This is a genomic window from Naasia sp. SYSU D00057 (genome assembly GCF_017916505.1).
Classification (GTDB): Bacteria; Actinomycetota; Actinomycetes; order Actinomycetales; family Microbacteriaceae; genus Naasia.
In genome coordinates this window covers 685,947-705,750 of the sequence record NZ_JAFMSZ010000001.1, presented here as the reverse complement: position 1 = coordinate 705,750, position 19,804 = coordinate 685,947, and the positions used below count along the sequence as shown (strand labels likewise).

At 72.0% G+C, this 19,804-nt stretch carries 16 protein-coding genes; 10 read left to right on the top strand and 6 right to left on the bottom strand.

All coding sequences use genetic code 11. From position 1 onward, the window contains the following. Positions 1-139 precede the first annotated feature (139 nt). Positions 140-1,870 carry an NAD+ synthase gene (locus J3P36_RS03340; protein ID WP_210505824.1) on the bottom strand — a complete coding sequence of 577 codons (1,731 nt, stop codon included), beginning with the start codon at positions 1,868-1,870 and terminating at the stop codon, positions 140-142. 61 nt (positions 1,871-1,931) lie between these two features. Between J3P36_RS03340 and J3P36_RS03335 the strand changes: the two genes are divergently transcribed. The 4 genes from J3P36_RS03335 (at position 1,932) to J3P36_RS16185 (ending at position 8,889) form a co-directional block, all read left to right on the top strand. Next, entirely contained in the window at positions 1,932-3,287 is a 1,356-nt protein-coding gene (locus tag J3P36_RS03335) for a glutamine synthetase family protein (RefSeq protein WP_210505823.1), read from the top strand. A gap of 18 nt (positions 3,288-3,305) precedes the next feature. Further along, entirely contained in the window at positions 3,306-6,314 is a 3,009-nt protein-coding gene (locus tag J3P36_RS03330) for a bifunctional [glutamine synthetase] adenylyltransferase/[glutamine synthetase]-adenylyl-L-tyrosine phosphorylase (protein ID WP_210505822.1), read from the top strand. Positions 6,315-6,372: 58 nt separating this feature from the next. Next, the gene (betC, locus tag J3P36_RS03325) at positions 6,373-7,872 is read left to right on the top strand and encodes a choline-sulfatase (protein WP_210505821.1); all 1,500 of its coding nucleotides are present in this window, start codon (positions 6,373-6,375) and stop codon (positions 7,870-7,872) included. Between the two features lie 84 nt (positions 7,873-7,956). Then, positions 7,957-8,889, top strand: coding sequence for a GNAT family N-acetyltransferase (locus J3P36_RS16185; RefSeq protein WP_246854123.1), 933 nt, complete (start codon positions 7,957-7,959; stop codon positions 8,887-8,889). Positions 8,890-8,983: 94 nt separating this feature from the next. Here the strand turns inward: J3P36_RS16185 and J3P36_RS03310 are convergent, their stop codons facing one another. Beyond that, complete coding sequence (locus tag J3P36_RS03310) at positions 8,984-9,745, bottom strand: hypothetical protein (RefSeq protein WP_210505819.1); 762 nt, start codon at positions 9,743-9,745, stop codon at positions 8,984-8,986. Positions 9,746-9,934: 189 nt separating this feature from the next. Here J3P36_RS03310 and J3P36_RS03305 point away from each other — a divergent pair, with 189 nt between their 5' ends. From J3P36_RS03305 to J3P36_RS03290, 4 genes are all read left to right on the top strand, one after another. After that, positions 9,935-10,615: a HEAT repeat domain-containing protein gene (locus tag J3P36_RS03305; RefSeq protein ID WP_210505818.1), complete on the top strand. Its 681-nt coding sequence runs from the start codon at positions 9,935-9,937 to the stop codon at positions 10,613-10,615. Beyond that, positions 10,602-11,618: a HEAT repeat domain-containing protein gene (locus tag J3P36_RS03300; protein WP_210505817.1), complete on the top strand. Its 1,017-nt coding sequence runs from the start codon at positions 10,602-10,604 to the stop codon at positions 11,616-11,618. The genes J3P36_RS03305 and J3P36_RS03300 overlap by 14 nt, the downstream gene beginning before the upstream one ends. A gap of 63 nt (positions 11,619-11,681) precedes the next feature. Beyond that, entirely contained in the window at positions 11,682-13,214 is a 1,533-nt protein-coding gene (locus tag J3P36_RS03295; protein WP_210505816.1) for an alpha/beta hydrolase, read from the top strand. 65 nt (positions 13,215-13,279) lie between these two features. Further along, entirely contained in the window at positions 13,280-13,570 is a 291-nt protein-coding gene (locus tag J3P36_RS03290) for a hypothetical protein (protein ID WP_210505815.1), read from the top strand. A 75-nt stretch (positions 13,571-13,645) separates the two neighbouring features. Here the strand turns inward: J3P36_RS03290 and glnA are convergent, their stop codons facing one another. Further along, positions 13,646-15,082 (bottom strand): type I glutamate--ammonia ligase, encoded by a 1,437-nt coding sequence (glnA, locus tag J3P36_RS03285; protein WP_210505814.1) that lies wholly within the window; start codon positions 15,080-15,082, stop codon positions 13,646-13,648. Between the two features lie 133 nt (positions 15,083-15,215). On the opposite strand from glnA, the gene J3P36_RS03280 reads away from it, so the two are divergent. After that, positions 15,216-15,623: an RDD family protein gene (locus J3P36_RS03280; RefSeq protein WP_210505813.1), complete on the top strand. Its 408-nt coding sequence runs from the start codon at positions 15,216-15,218 to the stop codon at positions 15,621-15,623. A 24-nt stretch (positions 15,624-15,647) separates the two neighbouring features. On the opposite strand, the gene J3P36_RS03275 is transcribed toward J3P36_RS03280, so the two are convergent. Then, the gene (locus J3P36_RS03275) at positions 15,648-16,046 is read right to left on the bottom strand and encodes a J domain-containing protein (RefSeq protein ID WP_210505812.1); all 399 of its coding nucleotides are present in this window, start codon (positions 16,044-16,046) and stop codon (positions 15,648-15,650) included. A 4-nt stretch (positions 16,047-16,050) separates the two neighbouring features. Continuing rightward, positions 16,051-16,755 carry a DUF4191 domain-containing protein gene (locus tag J3P36_RS03270; protein WP_210505811.1) on the bottom strand — a complete coding sequence of 235 codons (705 nt, stop codon included), beginning with the start codon at positions 16,753-16,755 and terminating at the stop codon, positions 16,051-16,053. 181 nt (positions 16,756-16,936) lie between these two features. Between J3P36_RS03270 and J3P36_RS03265 the strand changes: the two genes are divergently transcribed. After that, positions 16,937-18,121, top strand: a complete 1,185-nt coding sequence (locus J3P36_RS03265; protein ID WP_210505810.1) for a hypothetical protein — start codon at positions 16,937-16,939, stop codon at positions 18,119-18,121. Between the two features lie 17 nt (positions 18,122-18,138). Here the strand turns inward: J3P36_RS03265 and sucB are convergent, their stop codons facing one another. Beyond that, positions 18,139-19,761, bottom strand: a complete 1,623-nt coding sequence (sucB, locus tag J3P36_RS03260; RefSeq protein ID WP_210505809.1) for a 2-oxoglutarate dehydrogenase, E2 component, dihydrolipoamide succinyltransferase — start codon at positions 19,759-19,761, stop codon at positions 18,139-18,141. Between the last annotated feature and the right edge of the window lie 43 nt (positions 19,762-19,804).

Genomic DNA, 19,804 nt, shown 5'->3' with positions numbered 1-19,804 from the left:
AGCCGTCCGTGCGTCCCCAGCCGCTCCCGGCCGTGCCGTCCCCAGCCGCTCCCGGCGGTGCCGTCCCCACCCGCTCCCGGCCGCGCCGTCCCCAGCCGCTCCCGAGCGACCCCGCGCCGCGCCGCTCAGCGGGCGCGGATCACTGGAAGTGGCGGTACGTGATCGGCAGGCGCCGGTCGCGGCCGAAGGCGATCGCCGAGATCTTGGGGCCGATCGCGCTCTGCCGGCGCTTCCACTCCGACCGGTCGACCATGCGGATGACCTCGTCCACGAGCTGCGGATCGAAGCCCTGCGAGGCGATGTCCTTCGGCCCGAAGCGCTGATTGATGAAGGCGTCGAGGATCTGGTCGAGCACCTCGTACTCGGGCAGCGAGTCCTGGTCGGTCTGGTCGGGCCGGAGCTCCGCGGACGGCGGCTTGACGATCGCGTTCTCCGGGATGGGCGGCGTCTCGCCCCGCGCCTCCGCGTGCTCGTTGCGCCAGCGCGCGAGCTCCCACACGAGCATCTTCGGCACGTCCTTGATCGGCGCGAAGCCGCCCGCGGAGTCGCCGTAGATGGTCGAGTAGCCGACCGCGAGCTCGGTCTTGTTGCCCGTGGTGAGCAGCAGGTGCCCGTCCTGATTCGCGAGCCCCATCGTGATGATCGCGCGGACCCGGGCCTGCAGGTTCTCCGCCGCGAGGCCGGTGAAGTGCAGCTGGTCCTCGAACGCGTTCACCATGTCGGCGATCGGCTCGGTGCGGTAGTGCACCCCGATCCGCTCGGCGAGGTCGTCGGCGTCGGAGCGGGAGTGGTCGCTCGAGTACCGGCTCGGCATCGAGACGCCGTAGACGCGGTCGGCGCCGAGTGCGTCCGCGGCGAGGGAGGCGACCACTGACGAGTCGATGCCGCCCGAGAGGCCGAGGATGACCGATTTGAAGCGGTTCTTGTCGACGTAGTCGCGGAGGCCGACGACGAGCGCGTTCCAGATCTGCTCGCGGTCGTCCGGCAGCTCCGCGATGTCCCGGGGAAGCTCGACGCGGTCGCGCTCGGGCCGGGGCAGCTCGACGCGGTTCACGCCCTCGACGATGCCCGGGGGAGTGGCCTCGGCCGCGTCCACGTCGACGACGAGGAGGTGCTCGCGGAACTGGGGTGCCCGCGCGAGGATGCCGCCTTTCTGGTCGACGACCACGGAGTCGCCGTCGAAGACGAGGTCGTCCTGCCCGCCGACGAGGTTCACGTAGGCGACGATCGTGTCGGTCTCGACGGCGCGGCGCGTGACGAGGGGCAGGCGGACCTCGTCCTTGTCCCGCTCGTACGGCGAGCCGTTGATGACGACGAGGATGCCGGCGTCGGCGCTCGAGACGCGGCTGACCGGTCCGCCGTCGCGCCAGATGTCCTCGCAGACGGCGAGGGCGATGTCGACGTCGCCGAGGCGCAGGACGGTGAGCTCGTCGCCCGGGATGAAGTTGCGGTACTCGTCGAACACTGAGTAGTTGGGCAGGTGGAACTTCGCCTGCCGGGCCACGACCGCGCCGCGGTGCAGGACCGCCGCGCAGTTCTGGGCGATCGCGGAGGGCGCGTTGCCGAGGCTGTTCAGCCGCGGCTCGAACGGGCCGTCGGGGAAGCCGACGATGACCGGCAGATCACCGAGCCCCTCCTCGTCCAGCCGCTCGGCGAGGCGCGTCAGCATCGCGCGGCTGTGACTGAGGAAGGACGGCCGCGTCGCCAGATCCTCGATCGGATAGCCGGAGAGCGCCATCTCACCGAACACGGCGAGGTCGGCCCCGGCCTCGGCGGCGCGCCGGGTGTAGTCCACGATCGCGTCCGAGTTCTCCTCGAAGGCTCCGACGATGGGGTTGGTCTGGGCGAGCGCCAAGCGGACCTTCGGCATAGCCACTAGCCTAGTGAGGCAGTAATGGGGGCCCTGGGGCCCGACCCCAGGAAGGGAAAGCGTGGTCGACAAGCAGCGCGACTTCGTACTCCGAACCATTGAAGAGCGCGGCATCAAGTTCGTGCGCCTCTGGTTCACCGATGTGATCGGCACGCTCAAGTCGGTGGCGATCGCCCCGGCCGAGGTCGAGGGTGCTTTCGCGGAGGGACTCGGCTTCGACGGCTCCGCCATCGAGGGCCTTACCCGCGCATTCGAGGCGGATGTCCTCGCGCATCCGGATCCCACGACGTTCCAGATCCTGCCGTGGCGGGGCGAGATCGACCCGACGGCCCGCATGTTCTGCGACATCACGACGCCGGACGGCCAGCCGCACGCCGCCGATCCGCGCAACGTGCTGAAGCGGGCGCTGGCGAAGGCCGCCGACCGCGGGTTCACCTTCTACACGCACCCCGAGATCGAGTTCTACCTGCTCAAGTCGAGCGGCTACGGCGAGGGCGGCCCGGAGCCGGTGGACGCGGCCGGCTACTTCGACAACGTGCCGGGCGGCACGGCGCACGACTTCCGCCGCCGCTCGGTGCGGATGCTCGAGGACCTCGGCATCTCGGTCGAGTTCAGCCACCACGAGGCGGGCCCCGGCCAGAACGAGATCGACCTCCGCTACGCCGACGCGCTCACCACGGCGGACAACATCATGACGTTCCGCACGGTCATCAAGGAGGTGGCGATCGAGCAGGGCGTCTACGCGACGTTCATGCCGAAGCCGATCCAGACCGAGCCGGGCAGCGGCATGCACATGCACATGTCGCTGTTCGAGGGCGACACGAACGCGTTCTTCGACGCGGGCGCGCAGTACCAGCTCTCCGCGATCGGCCGGCAGTTCATCGCCGGCCTGCTGAAGCACGCGCCGGAGATCACCGCGGTGACGAACCAGTTCGTCAACTCCTACAAGCGGCTCTGGGGCACCACCGACTCGAAGCTGGGCGAGGCGCCGAGCTTCGTCACCTGGGGCCACAACAACCGCTCAGCGCTCGTGCGCGTGCCGCTCTACAAGCCGGGCAAGGGTCAGTCCTCGCGCGTGGAGTACCGAGCCATCGACTCTGCCGCGAACCCGTACCTGTCGCTGTCGCTGCTCCTCGCCGCGGGCCTCAAGGGCATCGAGGAGGGCTACGAGCTCCCCGCCGAGGCCGAGGACAACGTGTGGGAGCTCACCGACCCCGAGCGCCGCGCGCTCGGCTATGCGCCGCTGCCCGCGAGCCTCGACCACGCCATCCAGTACATGGAGGAGTCGGAGCTCGTCGCCGAGACGCTCGGGGAGCAGGTGTTCAACTACGTGCTGCTCAACAAGCGCCGCGAGTGGCGGGACTACCGTGCCCAGGTGACGCCGTACGAGCTGCGCACCAACCTGCAGGCGCTCTAGCCGGCCGACGGGGCTGACGTGCGCCGCGAGCTGACCACTCTCAGCGAGCTGGCGCGCCTCGGCTTCGCCCGGCTCGGCAGTGTCCGCGACCGCCTCGACGAGCTCGGTGAGCTGGTCGGCGCGGACGACGAGCTGATGCCGCTGTTCGGGGCGGCCGCGGACCCGGATCAGGCGCTCGACGAGCTGCTCCGGCTCGCGCGGCGGCACCCGGAGCCGGTGAGGCGCACGCTCGAGTCGACGGGGTCGACGCGGCGCCTGCTGCTCGTCCTCGGCGCCTCGACCGGGCTCGCCGACTACCTGCAGCGGCACCCGGATGCGCTGGACGTGCTCGCCGTGCCCCTCGACGCGCTGCCGACCGCGGAGGAGCTGCGCGCCGACCTGCTCGACGCGGTCGGCGCGGGGGAGGACGGCGTCGCCGGCGTCGGTGGGGACGAGGGCCGGGTCGCGCTGCGGGCCCGGTATCGCCGCCAGCTGCTGCGCCTCGCGGCGTGGGACCTCGGCCAGGAGGATCCGCAGACGGTGGTGCGCCCCGTCACCGTGGTGCTCGCCGACCTGGCCGCCGCAGCCCTCGACGCCTCCCTCGCCGTCGCCCGCGCCGACGCCGCCCGGCCCGGTGCGGGCCCCGGCCGCTACCCGGCGGAGGAGATCGCCGCCACCCGGCTCGCCATCATCGGCATGGGCAAGGCGGGCGCCCGAGAGCTCAACTACGTGAGCGACGTCGACGTCATCTTCGTCGGCGAGCCGGCGGAGGGTGCGGACCTCGGCGCCGAGCGCGCCATGGCGATCGCCACCCGGCTCGCGATGCTCACCATGCGCGGCATCCACGAGATCGCCGTCGAGCCGCCGCTCTGGGAGGTGGACGCCAACCTCCGGCCGGAGGGCAAGGACGGCGCCCTCGTGCGCAGCCTCGACTCGCACCTCGCCTACTACGACCGATGGGCCCGCGACTGGGAGTTCCAGGCGCTGCTCAAGGCCCGGGCCATGGCCGGCGACCGGAAGCTCGGCGCGCAGTACGTCGAGCGGCTCTCGCCGAAGGTGTGGAGCAGCTCCGAGCGCCCGAGCTTCGTCGAGCAGGTGCAGCGGATGCGCGAGCGCGTCACCGAGCACATCCCCGCCGACGAGACCGAGCACCAGATCAAGCTCGGCGCGGGCGGACTGCGCGACATCGAGTTCACGGTCCAGCTGCTGCAGCTCGTGCACGGGCGGACCGACGAGAGCATCCGCGTCCCGAGCACCCTCGACGCGCTGGACGCCCTCGCCGCGGCCGGCTACATCGGCCGGTCGGAGGCCGCCGAGTTCGCGGAGGACTACCGCGTGCTCCGCCTGCTCGAGCACCGCCTCCAGCTGGAACGGCTGAGCCGCACCCACCTCATGCCCCGCGAGGAGGAGCGCCTCCGCGTGCTCGCGCGGGCCACCGGCCTCGCGGGCAACGCCGAGCAGCTCGTCAGCCGATGGCAGCGCACGAAGGTCGCGGTCAGGAGCCTGCACGAGAAGCTCTTCTACCGTCCTCTGCTGTCCGCGGTGGCGCGTATGCCGGGCGAGGCATTGGCCCTCACCAGCGCCCAGGCGGAGGCGCGGCTCGCGGCCATCGGCTTCGTCGACCCGCGCGGCGCCCTCGGGCACATCGCGGCGCTCACGCAGGGCGTGTCGCGGCGGGCGACGATCCAGCGGCACCTGCTCCCGGTGATCCTGCAGTGGCTCGCCCAGGGCCCGGACCCGGACGGCGGGCTGCTCGCCTTCCGCCGCATCAGCGAGTCCCTCGGTGACGCGCACTGGTTCCTCCGGATGCTCCGCGACAGCCACGAGGCGGCGTTCCGGCTCACGACCGCGCTGTCCGGGTCGCGCTTCGTCGTCGAGCTGCTGGAGCGCTACCCCGAGGCGGTGGGCTGGCTGGAGAACGACGCCGACCTGCGGCCGCGCACCTGGGAGGCGCTCCGCGAGGAGACGAGCGCGACCGTGATGCGGCACCCCGACCGCGACATCGCGGCGGCCGCGCTGCGCACGGCGCGGCGGCGCGAGGTGCTGCGCCTCGCCCTGGCCGGCATCCTCGATCTCGCGAAGATCGAGGAGCTCGGCGAGGCCCTCTCCAGCGTGACGAGCGCGGTGCTGTCCGGCGTGCTCCGGGTGATCCGGCGGGACGGCGGGCCGTGGCCGGAGTTCGCGATCATCGCGATGGGCCGGTACGGGGGAGGCGAGCTCGGCTTCGGCTCCGACGCCGACATCATGTACGTCTACCGCCCGATCGCCGGCATGGCGCCCGAGGTGGCGCAGGCGAAGGCGGAGCAGATCGCCACCGAGATCACCCGGCTCACCACCGACCACCGACTGCCGCTCGAGCTCGACCTCGACCTGCGGCCCGAGGGCAAGCAGGGGCCGCGTGTCCGCTCCCTGCGCTCCTACGAGGCGTACTACTCGCGCTGGTCGCTCACCTGGGAGGCCCAGGCGCTCCTGCGCGCGCGGGGAGTGGCGGGCGACCACGACCTGGTCCGCGACTTCACGCAGCTCGCCGACCGTGTGCGCTATCCGGAGTCGGTGCCCGATGCCGAGGTGCGCGAGATCAAGCGGATCAAGGCCCGCGTCGAGAACGAGCGCCTGCCGCAGGGCGCCGATCCGACGCGGCACCTCAAGCTGGGCCGCGGCACTCTCAGCGACGTGGAGTGGCTCGTCCAGCTGACGCAGCTCACCAACGCGGGCAGGGTTCCGGGGCTGCGCACGCAGTCCACGCTCAAGGCGCTGCACGCCGCGGTCGCGGCCGACCTGATCGCGGCGGCCGACGCCGAGCGGCTGCGGGCCGCGTGGCTGCTCTCGTCCCGCCTTCGGTCCGCGATGACGCTGTGGACCAACAAGACGGCCGACATCCTGCCCGCCGAGCGGCGCCAGCTCGACGCCGTCGCGCGCCTGCTGGGCCATCCGCCCGGATCGGCCGCCGTCCTCGAGGACGAGTACCTCCGCGTGACGAGACGCTCGCGCTCCGTGTTCGAGCGGCTCTTCTACGGCGAGCCGGTGCGGGTGCGGCCCGAGATCTGACCTGCTAGAACGGGTGAGGGGATCGTTCCCAGATCCCCTGCCGAGGAGGATGCGCAGCGTGGCGACGACGGGGACGACCGACGGCGATTCCGGGGGCCGGCCGCCGCCGAACATCCTCGTGATCCTCGCCGACCAGGTCGTCCCGTTCCTCACCTCGCCCTACGGCGACCCGGTCGCGCGGACCCCGAACCTGCAGCGCCTCGCCGACGAGGGGGTCCGATTCGACGCCGCTTACACAGCGTCGCCGCTGTGCGCGCCCGCGCGGGCGGCGCTGATCGCCGGGCGGGACGCATCCGCTCTCGGCTGCTTCGACAACGCGTCGGTGATGCCGTCCGACGTCCCGACGATGGGTCACTACCTGACCAATCAGGGCTACGACACCGTCCTCAGTGGCAAGATGCACTTCATCGGGCCCGACCAGCTGCACGGCTTCCGGCGCCGCCTCACCACCGACGTGTTCCCGGCGGGCGTCGACTGGGTGCCGGTCGTCGACGAGGAGGGCCGCTTCCCGGCCGGCGGGCACGCGCGGCACTACTCCGACCCCGATCCCGGCGTGCGCACGTGGACGCAGTTCCTCGACTTCGACGAGGAGACGCAGCACCGTGCGCTGCAGTACCTGCGGGAGCGGGGGAGGACGGGCGCGGCCGAGCCGTTCGGGATGGTCGTCTCGTTCCATCACCCGCACGACCCGTTCCACGTGCAGCAGGAGTACTGGGACCTCTACGAGGGCGTCGACATCCCCACCTCGTCGTGGCCGGACGGCATCGCGCAGTCGGTGATGGACCGCTGGGCGAACGAGGCGCACGACAGCGCGAGCTACGACCTGCGCGACCCGGAGTCGCTGCGGCACCTCCGCCGCGCCTACTACGCCGCCCTCAGCTACATCGACCGGAAGATCGGCGAGCTGCTGCACGCGCTCGAGGCGTCGGGCGAGCTCGGCCGCACCGTGGTCGTCTTCTCGAGCGACCACGGCGACATGATGACCGAGCGCGGGATGGTGCAGAAGCGCACCTTCTACGAGTGGTCGGTGCGCGTGCCGCTCACGCTCACCTTTCCGGACGGCGCGCATGCCGGAGGCGTGGTCACGACGCCGGTCTCCCTGATCGACCTGCTGCCGACCCTCCTCGACCTGGCGGAGGTGCCGGAGGAGCGGCGGGCCGACCTCGACGGCCGCAGCCTCCTGCCGGCGGTGCGCGGAGAGGCGTCCGGCGAGGAGCCGGTGTTCTCCGAGTACCACCTCGAGAAGGTGCGGGCGCCGTGCTTCCTGGTGCGGCGCGGGCGCTTGAAGTACGTGTACATCCACGGCCACGACCGCCAGCTCTTCGACCTCGAAGCCGATCCGAACGAGTGGACGGACCTGTCCGGGCGCCCCGAGCACGCGGGGGTGGAGGCTGAGCTGCACGCGCTGCTGCTGCAGCGCTTCGACCCCGACGCGCTGGCCGCGCAGGGGGAAGCGAGCATCCCGCGGCGCGTGATCGTGGCCGAGGCGATGCGCCGCAACGACCAGCACTGGGACTACACGCCCGTGTTCGACGGCACCCGGCAGTACGTGCGATGAGGCGAGTGGTGCGGGTCGTGCGGACAGGACACGACGGTGTGCGGGGGTGCAGCTGTCCGCAGCACCCGCGCGGGAGGGATGGCGATGAGCGACGTGACGGTGCGCGAGGTCGCCGCGGTGCCGTGGGAGGACGTCGAGACGGTGTTCGGCACCCGCGGCGACCCGGCGCGGTGCTGGTGCCAGTGGTTCAAGCTGTCCGGGCCGGAGTTCCGTGCCGCCGACCGCGACGAGTGCCGGAGCAGGCTCCGGGAGCAGGCGCGGGCGGCGCCCGGGCCGGGACTCGTCGCCTACCTCGATGGCGAGCCGGTCGGCTGGTGCGCGGTGGAGCCTCGGACCGCCTACGAGCGGCTGCGGACCTCGCGAGTGGCCCGGAGGAGCGGCGAGCCCTTCGACGACGCCTCGGTGTGGTCGATCACCTGCCTGGTGGTGCGCACGGGCTACCGGAACCGCGGTGTCGCCCGCACACTCGCCGCAGCCGCGGTCGAGCACGCGCGGCTCACAGCGCCCGCGTGGTCGAGGCCTACCCAGTCGACACGAGGCTCGGCCGGGACTCCCCGCCGCGGAGCTCTTCCACGGCACCGTCTCGCTGTTCGCGTCCGCGGGCCTCGAGGTGACGGAGCGCCCCACGACGGGCCGCGCCGTGATGAGCCGGAGGCTCACCTGACCCTGGGGGCGGCGTCCGCAACGAAACGCGCATTCTGCAACCGCGTGCCGTTGCGAAATGGCCGTCCGGTTGCGAGCGGCGCCCGTGCGCGCGGCGGAAGGGCGTACCGTCGGACCATGGCGGATGTGCGGCGGAACTACAGCGACGAGCGCATCATGCGTCTGCTGGCCGAGATGCTCGACCTCAAGTTCGGCGAGCACGTGCAGCCGACGAACGTGGTGGTGAGCTTCGAGCCGCCCGAGTCGAACAAGGTGCCGATGGCGACCATCTCGACGACGCTGGTGTGGCACCTGCCGGCGGAGGATGCGCGCGCCATCGTCGACCGGTCGGAGATCCTCGGCAACGAGGACTGAACGGCACAGCCCTCGGCAACGAGGACTGAACGGCACAGCCCTCGGCAACGAGGATTGAGCGGCACTGCCCTCGGCGACGAGGACTGGTGGGACGCTACGCGTTGGGGGTGAGTGGCTCGATCTCCAGCCCTTCGACGACGGCCGTGAGGTCCTCGACGATCGCGGAGCCGGGTGTCGTCGCGTCGATCTCGACGAGGAGCACGCCGTCGCCCCGCGCGAGCAGGTAGAAGCGGGTGAGGCTCCGCGGGGTGGCCCCGGTCGCGGCAGCGGTGCCGTCCTCGTCGATGCCGAGCAGCACGGGCGCCCACTCGGGGTCATCGAGGCAGGAGGGTGCGGCGTCGGCGCGGAGGGAGATGTCGATCGCCAGGCCGTCGAGCCCGCCGACCTCGACGGGCCGGGGTGGCGTCACCGCGTACGCCGGCTCCGCGGACAGGCGGTCGACGTACGCCTGCGGGGTCGCCGGAACGCCTTCGGCAGGCGCGAAGTCGCAGGGTCCGGCGACCGGGAGCACGTCGGGGATGATCGCCACGAGGTCGGCGTCCGCGCCGCTCCGGAGGTCCTCGGCCGTGGTGCCCGGCGCCAGGAGGACGAAGCCGCCCGCGCGATCCTCGGTGTTGGTCCATCCCTCGCCCGGGACGGTGTAGGTCACCGACGGATCGAGCTCGATCGTCGTGTACGTCCCGGGCGCGAGCTCGCCGCGGCAGCTTCCGCCCTGCTCGTCGGGACAGCTGACCGTCGGCGCAGGGCTCTGGGTGCGCTCTCCGCCTCCCGGGAAGGTGCAGCCGACGAGCGGAGCCGCCAGGAGCGCGAACGCCGCAATCGTGGCCGCGATCCGGACGTGCACCGCTGCCTGCATCCCCGCCGCCCTCACTGGAGTAGCCGCCGTGCAGGGAAGGTATCGCCCCGACCGACGGCCCTCAAGGAGGAGCACCCCCTCGATGGCCCCCCTGCTTCGCGAGTCGAGGACCGGTCGTCCCCCGAGGTGGAGCGGCACGTCTATGGGGGTCCTTGACCTTCACACGGTGACAAGGTCTCGACTGGCCTCATGAACTCGACGACCCGGCGCCCCGAGAGCGCGGCCCTGCTCGCCGCCCTCGCCCACCCGTCCCCGTCCACCCGGCTCCGTGCGGCACTGGCGGCCGGAACCTCCGCTGACCCGCTCCTCCTCGACGCCCTCCTTCTGCGCTGCAGGACGGAGCCCGACTTCTTCGTCCGCGACATGCTCACCTGGGCCATCGCCCGGTTGCCCTCCGCCATCACCCTTCCGAAGCTCCTCGACGAACTGCGCATCGGATCGGTGCAGGCCACCAGCCAGGCGCTGCACACTTTGTCGAAGATCGGGGACCGCCGGGCCTGGCTGGCGATCACTCCCGCCCTGCTGACGGCGGCGGAGGACGGCGTCGCGCGCAGCGCCTGGCGCGCGGCGGTCGTGCTGGTGCCCGAGGAGGAGAGGGGGGAGCTGGCGGCGATCCTCGCGACCGAGCTCGGCCGGGGCGACCGCGAGCTGCAGCTCAGCCTCACTCGAGCGCTCCTCGCGCTCGGCGACGTGGTTGCATCGGTGCTGGACGGTGCGATCGCCGATCCTCGGCCGGCCGTGCGGGCGCATGCGCTCGCGACGGAGCGCCTCCTGCAGGACCCGGACGCCGGCTTCGATCCGGGAATTCGGGAGGCGAAGGGCCGTGCCGCAGGAGGTCCGGAACGGAAGGAGAGCCATGCTGATCGGTGAGGTGGCCCGGCGCTCGGGCGTCAGCGCGCGCATGCTCCGGCACTACGAGTCGCTCGGTCTCGTCCGCCCTACGGGCCGCTCGGTCGGCGGCTACCGCGAGTACTCGAGCGAGGACATCCGCCGTATCTTCGAGGTGGAGAGCCTCCGCTCACTGGGGCTGTCCCTGCGCGAGGTGGGCCGCGCACTCGACGACCCCGGCTTCGCTCCCGCAGCGCTCGTCCGCGACCTCGTCCGCTCGACGGAGGAGCGCATCGCCCGCGAGAACGAGCTGCTGTCGCGACTGCGCCGGGTGGAGTCGGCAGGCCCCGACGCCTGGGAGGAGGTGCTGCGGATCGTGGCGCTCCTGCAGGCGCTGGGCTCGGACAGCGCCGGGAGGCGCCTGCGGGCGGCGCTGGACACGGCCGACGGTTCGGCGCCTTCTGGGGTGCTCGCCGAAGCGGTGCTGGGGGAGTCGGATCCGAACGTCGCGGGTGCCCTGCGCTGGGCACTGGCACGCTCGGACGGCGGCGGGCTCGACCTGCTCGGCGTCGGCCTCGACTCCTCGGACCCGGAGGTGCGGGAGCGGGCAGTCCGGTCGATCGCGAAGCTGCCGGGCGAGGATGCGACGGAGCTGCTGCGGCGGGCCCTCACCAGCTCCGACCTGGGCGTCCGGAGGAGCGCGGCGCTCGCGCTCGGCGTTCGCGGAGTCCCGGATGCCGTGCCGACCCTTCTCGCGATGGTGCTGGTCGGCATCAGCGACGTCGACGCGGCGGACGCGCTGAGCGCGCTCGCGCGCCGCCCCGAGCTGGCGGACGGCATCGCGGCCGGGCTCGTCGATCCGCTCGACGACGACGCACTCGACCCTGCGGCCCGCCGGCGGATCGCGCAGGCGCTCGCGGACATCCCGGGCGCCGCCGCCACCGCCGCGCTCGGCCGCCTGCAGCACGACGACGATCGCGCGGTCGCCCTCACGGCGCGGTATCTGTTCGAGCGGCGCACAGCTGACCCGGGGTCGTCCGAGTAGCCTCAGGCGGCACAGGGGACGAACGTCCCGTGCCCGGAGCGACCAAGACGGGAGCGTGTTGCTATGAGGCGTCTCGCGGGGGAGCGGAGCGGCGGGTTCCGCCGGGCGGCCGTCGCGCTGCTCGTCGCGGCCCTCGCGGCGCCGGCCCTCGGCGGCTGCCGACCCGCCCCGGCTGAGCGCGGTGAGCGCGGCCCGGCGGGCTTCGAACGGTACTTCGCGCAGGAGGTCGAGTGGGCGGCCTGCGAGGGGAGCTTCTCCTGCGCGGAGGTGGAGGCACCCCTCGATTGGGCGGATCCCTCCAGCGAGCCGATCACGCTCGCGCTCATCCGCGATCCCGCCATGAACGCGCCGGAACGGGTGGTCTTCGTCAACCCGGGCGGGCCCGGCGGGTCCGGCGTCGACTTCGTGGCGACTCCGTGGGCGCCTGCCACCCTCCACTACGAGGCGGACGTGATCGGCTGGGATCCCCGCGGCGTCGGACGGTCGACCCGGGTGGAGTGCGGCGACGACCGGGAGAAGGACGAGTTCCTCTACGGCACCTTCGACGCCCCGTACGGCACGACCGCCTGGCTGGAGGAGCTCGCGGGCAGGGTCGAGGACCGGGTCGCGGCCTGCGCCGAGTCGGGCGATCTGCTCGCGCACATCGACACGGCGAGCAGCGCCCGCGACCTCGACCTGCTGCGCGCACTGGTCGGCGGGGACAAGCTCGACTATCTCGGCTTCTCGTACGGCACCTTCCTCGGCGCCACCTACGCGGAGCTCTTTCCGGACAAGGTGGGCCGGATGGTGCTCGACGGCGCTGTCGACCCGACCCTCACGCCGTTCGAGCTGACGCGCGCCCAGTATCGGGGCTTCGAGAGCGCGCTGCACTCCTACGCCGAATGGTGCCTCGGCGAGGTGGACTGCCCACTGGTCGGTGGGCCGGAGGGCGCCTTCGGCGAGCTGGATCGGCTGCTCGCCGGGGTGGACCGGCGCAGCCTGACGGCTCGGGACGGCCGCGAGCTGGACTCGGCGACGTTCGGGGTCGCCATCTCCGCCGCTCTGTACAGCGATCAGCTGTGGCCTGCGCTGAGCGACGCCATCCGCGGGGTGCGGGAGGGTGATCCCGACGTCGCGATGGCTCTTGCCGACTTCTACTACGAGCGCGGGCCGGACGGCCGCTACGCGTCGAACCTCACGGACGCCTACCTCGCGGTGACGTGCGTCGACGACGACTTCCGGAGCGACTCGGCCGACACGCTGCAGCGAGTGGCGGAGCTGGATGCGGCCGCTCCGACACTCGGCCGCTACCTCGCCTTCGACGACTTCGCCGTGGTCGACCTGGCGTGCGCCGGCTGGCCGGTCCCGCCTGCCCCGCAGCCCGCCGAGTACGACGCGGCGGGGGCGCCGCCGATCCTGGTCGTCGGCACGACGAACGACCCGGCGACCCCGTACGCGTGGGCTCGCTCGCTGGCCGACCAGCTCGACTCCGGCCGGCTGCTCACCTTCCACGGCGAGGGCCACACCGCATACGGTGCGGGAAATGCCTGCGTGCACCGGACGGTCGAGGGCTTCCTGCTCGACGGCACGGTGCCGGCGGAGGACGCCGCCTGCTGAAGCCCCGTTTTCCGCAGCGTGCCGACGCGGCTCTCGCCGTCGGCATTCGAAGGTATCTTCGAAGAGTGGGGAACAATCGGCGGTACGGCAGCGACCTCAGTCGTCAGGCGATCAGCGAGAGCGTCATCAAGCCGCGTCCCGTCGGGCTCACCCGGGCCGAGGTGGGGGAGCGCGTCACCGAGGCGAAGGAGCCGATCCCGGTGACGAGCTGGGTCCGCTTCCATGAGGCGTCCGTCGAGCTGGACGGGAGAGCGGTCGCGTGGACCGACCGCGCCGTCTGCATCGAGTTCGAGCTGCGGGACGGTTCGAAGCACCGCACCTGGGTCTGGGCCAGTGCGGTGAAGCGGAGGGACTGAGCACAGGCCGGCGCCGGGAACGCCGAAGGGGGCCGCGACCGACAGGTCGCGACCCCCTCCCAGGATCCCGAGGGATCAGACCCCGAAGTACAGCTCGTACTCGAACGGGTGCGGACGAGCGGCGAGCGGCTTGAGCTCCTTCTCGCGCTTGTACTCGATCCACGTGCTGATCAGGTCCTCGGTGAACACGCCACCGGCGGTGAGGAACTCGTGGTCCGCCTCGAGGGCGTCGAGGACGGCGTCGAGCGAGCCCGGCACCTGCGGGATGAGCTTCGCCTCCTCCGGCGGGAGCTCGTAGAGGTCCTTGTCGACCGGCTCGTGCGGCTCGATGCGGTTCTTGATGCCGTCGAGGCCCGCCATCAGCTGCGCGGCGAACGCGAGGTACGGGTTGCCTGAGGCGTCGGGCGCGCGGAACTCGATGCGCTTCGCCTTCGGGTTGGTGCCCGTGATCGGGATGCGGATCGCGGCCGACCGGTTGCCCGCCGAGTAGACGAGGTTGACGGGTGCCTCGAAGCCCGGGACGAGACGGTGGTAGCTGTTCGTCGTCGGGTTCGTGAACGCGAGGATCGACGCGGCGTGCTTGAGGATGCCGCCGATGTACCAGCGCGCCAGGTCGGAGAGCCCGCCGTAGCCGGCCTCGTCGTAGAACAGCGGCTTGCCGTCGCTCCAGAGCGACTGGTGGGTGTGCATGCCGGAGCCGTTGTCGCCGAAGATCGGCTTCGGCATGAACGTCGCCGTCTTGCCCCAGAGGTTCGCCGTGTTCTTGACGATGTACTTGAACTTCAGGATGTCGTCCGCGGCGTGGACCATCGTGTCGAACTTGTAGTTGATCTCGCCCTGACCGGCGGTGCCCACCTCGTGGTGGCTGCGCTCGACCTCGAGGCCGACGTCGATCAGCTTGAGGACGATGTCGTCGCGCATGTCGGCGTGCTGGTCGACCGGGCTCACCGGGAAGTAGCCGCCCTTGAAGGGGGTCTTGTTGGCGAGGTTGCCGCCCTCCTCCTCGCGGCCGCTGTTCCAGGCGCCCTCACTCGAGTCCACCTTGTAGAAGCTCGTGTGCTGGTTCACCTCGTAGCGCACGTCGTCGAAGATGTAGAACTCCGCCTCGGGGGCGAAGAACGCGGTGTCGGCGATGCCGGTCGAGGCGAGGTACTTCTCGGCCTTCTTGGCGACCTGACGCGGGTCCTTCGAGTAGATCTCGCCGTTCCGCGGGTTGTAGATGTCGAAGACCATGATCAGCGTCCGCTCGCTGCGGAACGGGTCGATGTAGGCCGTCGAGATGTCCGGGATGAGCTGCATGTCGGACTCGTGGATGTTCGCGAAGCCGCGGATCGAGGAGCCGTCGAAGAGCTGGCCGACCGAGAAGAAGTCCTCGTCAACGGTCGCGGCCGGGATGTTGAAGTGCTGCTGCACACCAGGGAGGTCGGTGAAGCGGATGTCGAGGAACTTGACGTCCGTGTCCTTGATGAACTTGATCACCTCGGACGAGTCACTGAATTTCGGATGCGACATGTAGGTAGGAACTCCCAGTTGCGTGTCGATGCGGCTGCGAACACAGCCTCCATCGACGGTAGGTGGGCCCAGTTTCCCTCGGGTGTCAGGTTTGTTTCGGGGGTGTTACACGGTGCCGGGCTAGGCTTTCGGGGTGCCGAACGCCTCTCCGCCCGCCAACCGCTGGCCGGGGGACCGGCTCGGGCGGCCGCAGAGCGGCGTCGGCTCCGTGGCCAGGCCGGGGCGCCGGATCGCCGCGATCGCGATCGACTTCGCCGTCTGCTTCCTCGTCTACCTGGCGTTCTTCTACGAGAGCTCGTTCGCGAGCCTCGTGATCTTCGTGATCGAGCAGCTGATCTTCCTCATCCCCTTCGGCGGGAGCCTCGGCCACCTGATCCTCGGGATGCGCGTGGTGACCCTGAAGAACACATGGGCCGGCTGGTGGCGGCCGATCCTCCGCACGGGGCTGCTCGCGCTGTTCGTGCCTGCGCTGATCTGGGACGCCGACCAGCGGGGCCTGCACGACGTCTTCTCGGGCACCGTCCTCGTCAACGTCCGCTGAAGCGGACCGTCAGGGCGCAGAGCGTCAGGGCGAGGGGGTCTCGATCGTCGTTCCACGCAGGTTCTCGACCATGTCCATGCGGAAGCCGTCCTGCATGGTGACGACGAACACGACGACCATCGCGAGCACCAGGAAGACGAGGACCGTCGACCACGGGCCACGCATCGGGCCGGCCGGGCGCCGCGACGGCCGGTCCTCGTAGAGGACCTCCACCGGCAGCACCGGCTTCTGCGCCAGCAGGGCGTCCCGCGCGTCGTGCAGCTCGGCGAACCGGAGCCCTGCCGAGCGGCGCTCCTCGTCGGAGGCGTCGACGAGCAGGTCAGGGTGATTCAGCCTCGCCTGGCGCGCGTAGGCGTGCTGAATCTCCTGGATGCCGGCACCGACATCCACGCCGAGCAGCTTCGCGGCGTCGGCGGGGGACATGAGGTCAGCGCATCCTCTGCGGGCGGACCTTGAGCGGGTCGATCCCCTTCGGGATGGGGAGCTTGTTCGTTGACAGCGAGGTGAGCCTGTTGCTGACCGCGACGACCTCGGCCTTGCTCAGCGACTTCTTGAACTTGCCGAGCCGCCGGTTGATGTCGTGCAGCTTGATGGAGTCGGCGTCCGGACCCACCTGGAGGCTCGAGACGGGCACGTTCGGGAGGATGCGCGACACCTTGCGCTTCTCGTCCTCGAGCATGCGGCTGGTGCGGCTCTTCGGCCCCTCGGCGATCAGCACGACGCCCGGACGGCCGACCGCGCGGTAGACCGCGTCCTGGGTCCGGGGGTTCACGGCGACCGGCATCTCGCTGCCGCGCCAGCCGCGCCGCAGGGAGCTGCGGAGCACGGCGCCCACCGCGCCCGGCTGCCCGTCGATCTGCGAGTAGGCGGCGCGCTCGGCGCGGCGGCCCAGCACGATGAGGAACAGCAGGAGACCGAGCAGGACGCCCGAGATCACCCAGAGGGCGATCGAGAAGCCGTTGCCGTCGCTGAGGGCGATCCCGAGCACGATGCCGAGGGCGATCGGCAGGATCACCGCCGCGGCCAGGTACCAGATCGCGCGCTTGTCGAGGCGGCGGGTCATCTGGAGGACCTGCCACAGCTGCTTGAAGCGCCCGGGTTCCTTGGCGGTGGGGCGGGACTCTCGGGCCATGCGAACAGGATACCGCCCGGCCGGGCAACCGCCCGGCGCGTCCTCCGGAGGCGGACAGCCCACCCGAACCGTCCTCCGAGGAAGGGACGTCGCGCCCTCCCCAGGGCGGGCGGGTCGTGCGCCCTCCCCGGAACCGGCGCCATGGCCGGAACGGCTGCCGGCGGGCGGCGAGAGTGCCCGTGTGGAACTGGGTGGGTATCGGCAGATCCGGCTGCTGTCGGAGGGAGCGGACGGCGAGGTCTCGCTGTGCCGCGGCCCGGGCGACGCGACGGTCGTGCTCAGGACTGTCGCCGAGGGGCCCGCCGACGCGGCGATCGCGGGCGACGCCGCGGCATCTCCCCACCTCGCGCCGCTGCTCGATCTCTTCGAGCTGCCGGGGGACCGGTTCGGCCTCGTCTACCGCTGGCTGCCGGGCGGGTCGCTCGCGGACCTGCTGCAGCGCCGGGGCGAGCTGAGCGCGGGGGAGGCGGTGACCGTCCTCGTCTCGGTCGCCCGCGCCCTCGCCGCGCTCCACGGCGCGGGCGTCGCCTGCGGACGGCTCAGAGCGGACGACGTGCTCTTCGACGCCGACGGCACTCCGGTGGTCGCCGGCCTCTGCCGCTGCGAGGAGCTGACATCGCATAACGGCGATTCCGATGCGCGCTCCTTCGCGGTCCTGGCCTCGGCGCTGCTGCCGGGCGACCTCGCGATGCCCCGGCCGCAGGCGCCCGTGGACTGGGGGCGCGTGGAGGAGGCGCTCTTCGCGGTGGCCGAGCCGAGACCGGTGGATCTCGCCCCGCCACCGCCGACCATCGAGCAGCTCCTGCCCTCCCGCATCTCCCCGCCGGAGGCGGCGCCACCCCCGCCTCCGGCGGGGGCGGGCGGCCGGATGCGGGCGGGCGCCGGCGCCCTCGTCACCGCGATCCGCGGGGTCCGGCGACGGGTGTGGGTGCCCGCCCTGCTCTGCGGCGCCGCGCTCGTCGTCGCGCTCCTCGTCGTGCCGGAGGACGCCCCCGACGTGGCAACCTCGTCGCCGGCGCCGGCGCCGTCGCCGACTCCGACGACGGTGGTGCTCGACACCGCGGCGATCGCCGGGGACGACCCGCTGGCGGCGGCGATCGCCTTGGCGGCAGGCCGGGACGCCTGCCTCGCCGGCAGCGACCGAGGCTGCCTCGATGCCGTCGATCAGCCGGGATCGCCCCTGATTGAGGCCGACCGGTTCGCGGACGGCCCGCAGCCGCCGACGCTTCCGGAATCGGCGGAGCCGCCGTTCGTGCAGCGGACCGGCGACGCAGCGCTCGTCAGCGTCGGGGGTGCGGGGGTGCTGCTCGTCCGGGTGGACGAAGAATGGCGGCTCCGCGACGTGTTCGCCGCGGAGCCGCCATGATCCTCAGGACCCGGAGGTCAGATGCCGAGCTGACCCTCGAACGCGCCCGCCTCGAGGCGGTTCTTGATCTGCACGAGGAAGCGCGCCGCGTCGGCGCCGTCCACGATGCGGTGGTCGTAGCTCAGGGCCAGGTAGACCATCGAGCGGATCGCGATGCCCTCCGAGACGCCGTCGTTCACCACGACCGGACGCTTCACGACCACGCCGGTGCCGAGGATGGCGACCTGCGGGAGGAACACGAGCGGGGTGTCGAACAGCGCGCCGCGCGATCCGGTGTTCGTGACTGTGAAGGTCCCGCCCGCCAGCTCGTCCGGCTTCAGCTTGTTGTTGCGCGTGCGGGCGGCGAGGTCCGCGATCTGGCCCGCGAGGGCGGCCACGTCGAGCGAGCCCGCGTCGCGGACGACCGGGGTCAGCAGACCGCGCTCGGTGTCGACCGCGATGCTGATGTTCTCGGTGTCCGGGTAGACGATCGAGTCGCCGTCGACCACCGCGTTGATGATCGGGAACGTCTTGAGCGCCTCGGCCGCGGCGAGGGTGAAGAACGGCAGGAAGGACAGCTTGTTGCCGGTCTTCTCGAGGAACTTGCCCTTCACCTTGTCGCGCAGCTGCGCGAGGCGGGTGACGTCGACCTCGACCACCGTCGTGAGCTGGGCGGTCGACTGCATCGACACGACCGCGCGCTCGGCGACGACCTTGCGGAGGCGGGACATCTTGACCGTCGTGCCGCGGAGCGGGGAGACCTCGACCTCGGCGGGCTGAGCGGCGGCCGCGGCCGGCTGGGCCGCCGCGGCGGGACGCTCGGCGGCGGCGAGCACGTCCTCCTTGCGGATGCGGCCGCCGACGCCGGTGCCCGCGATCGAGGCGAGGTCGACGCCGCGCTCGTTCGCCAGCTTGCGGACGATGGGCGTGATGTAGCCGCTGGTGCCCTCGGCCGGCTCGGCCTCGGCCGCGACCGCCTCGGCGGCGGGCTGGACCGCGACGTGGTCGGGCTCCGGCTGGGCCGGGGCCGACTGCTGCGCCGTCTCGGGCGCGGGGGCGGGGACCGGAGGGGTCTGGCCCTGGTCGGAGTGCTGCTCCTGGCCCGGGGCCACCTCGGGCGACGGCACGGCGTCCTGGGCGAGCGACGGCTCGACCGTGGGCTCGGGTGCTGCCTGCTCGGCGGGTGCCGGCTGGGCCTGCGCCGCCGGGGCGGGAGCCGGCTCAGGCTGGGCCTGCGGGGCCGGCTGGGCCTGCGGAGCGGGCTGAGCCTGCGGAGCGGGCTGCGCCTGCGGGGCCGGGGCCTCCTGCGTGGGGGCGGGCTGCGGGGCGGCCTGCTCCTCGGCGACCGACTGGGTCGCCTGCGCGGTGTTGTTGGCCTCCTGCTCGGGCAGCGGGGCGGCCTCCTGGGTGCCGCCGGCGCCCGAGCCGTCGCCGATGCGCACGAGGGCGGTGCCCACGTCGACCGTCTCGTCCTCCTGGACGAGGATCTCCTCGATCACACCCGCGATGGGGGAGGGGATCTCGGTGTCGACCTTGTCGGTGGAGACCTCGAGCAGGGGCTCGTCCACCTCGACGGTGTCCCCGACGCTCTTCAGCCACCGCGTCACCGTTCCCTCAGTGACACTCTCGCCGAGTGCGGGGAGGTTGACGGACTCGCTCATTCGGTTGTCTCCTTCAAAACTGCGGTTCGATCAGAAATCTCGT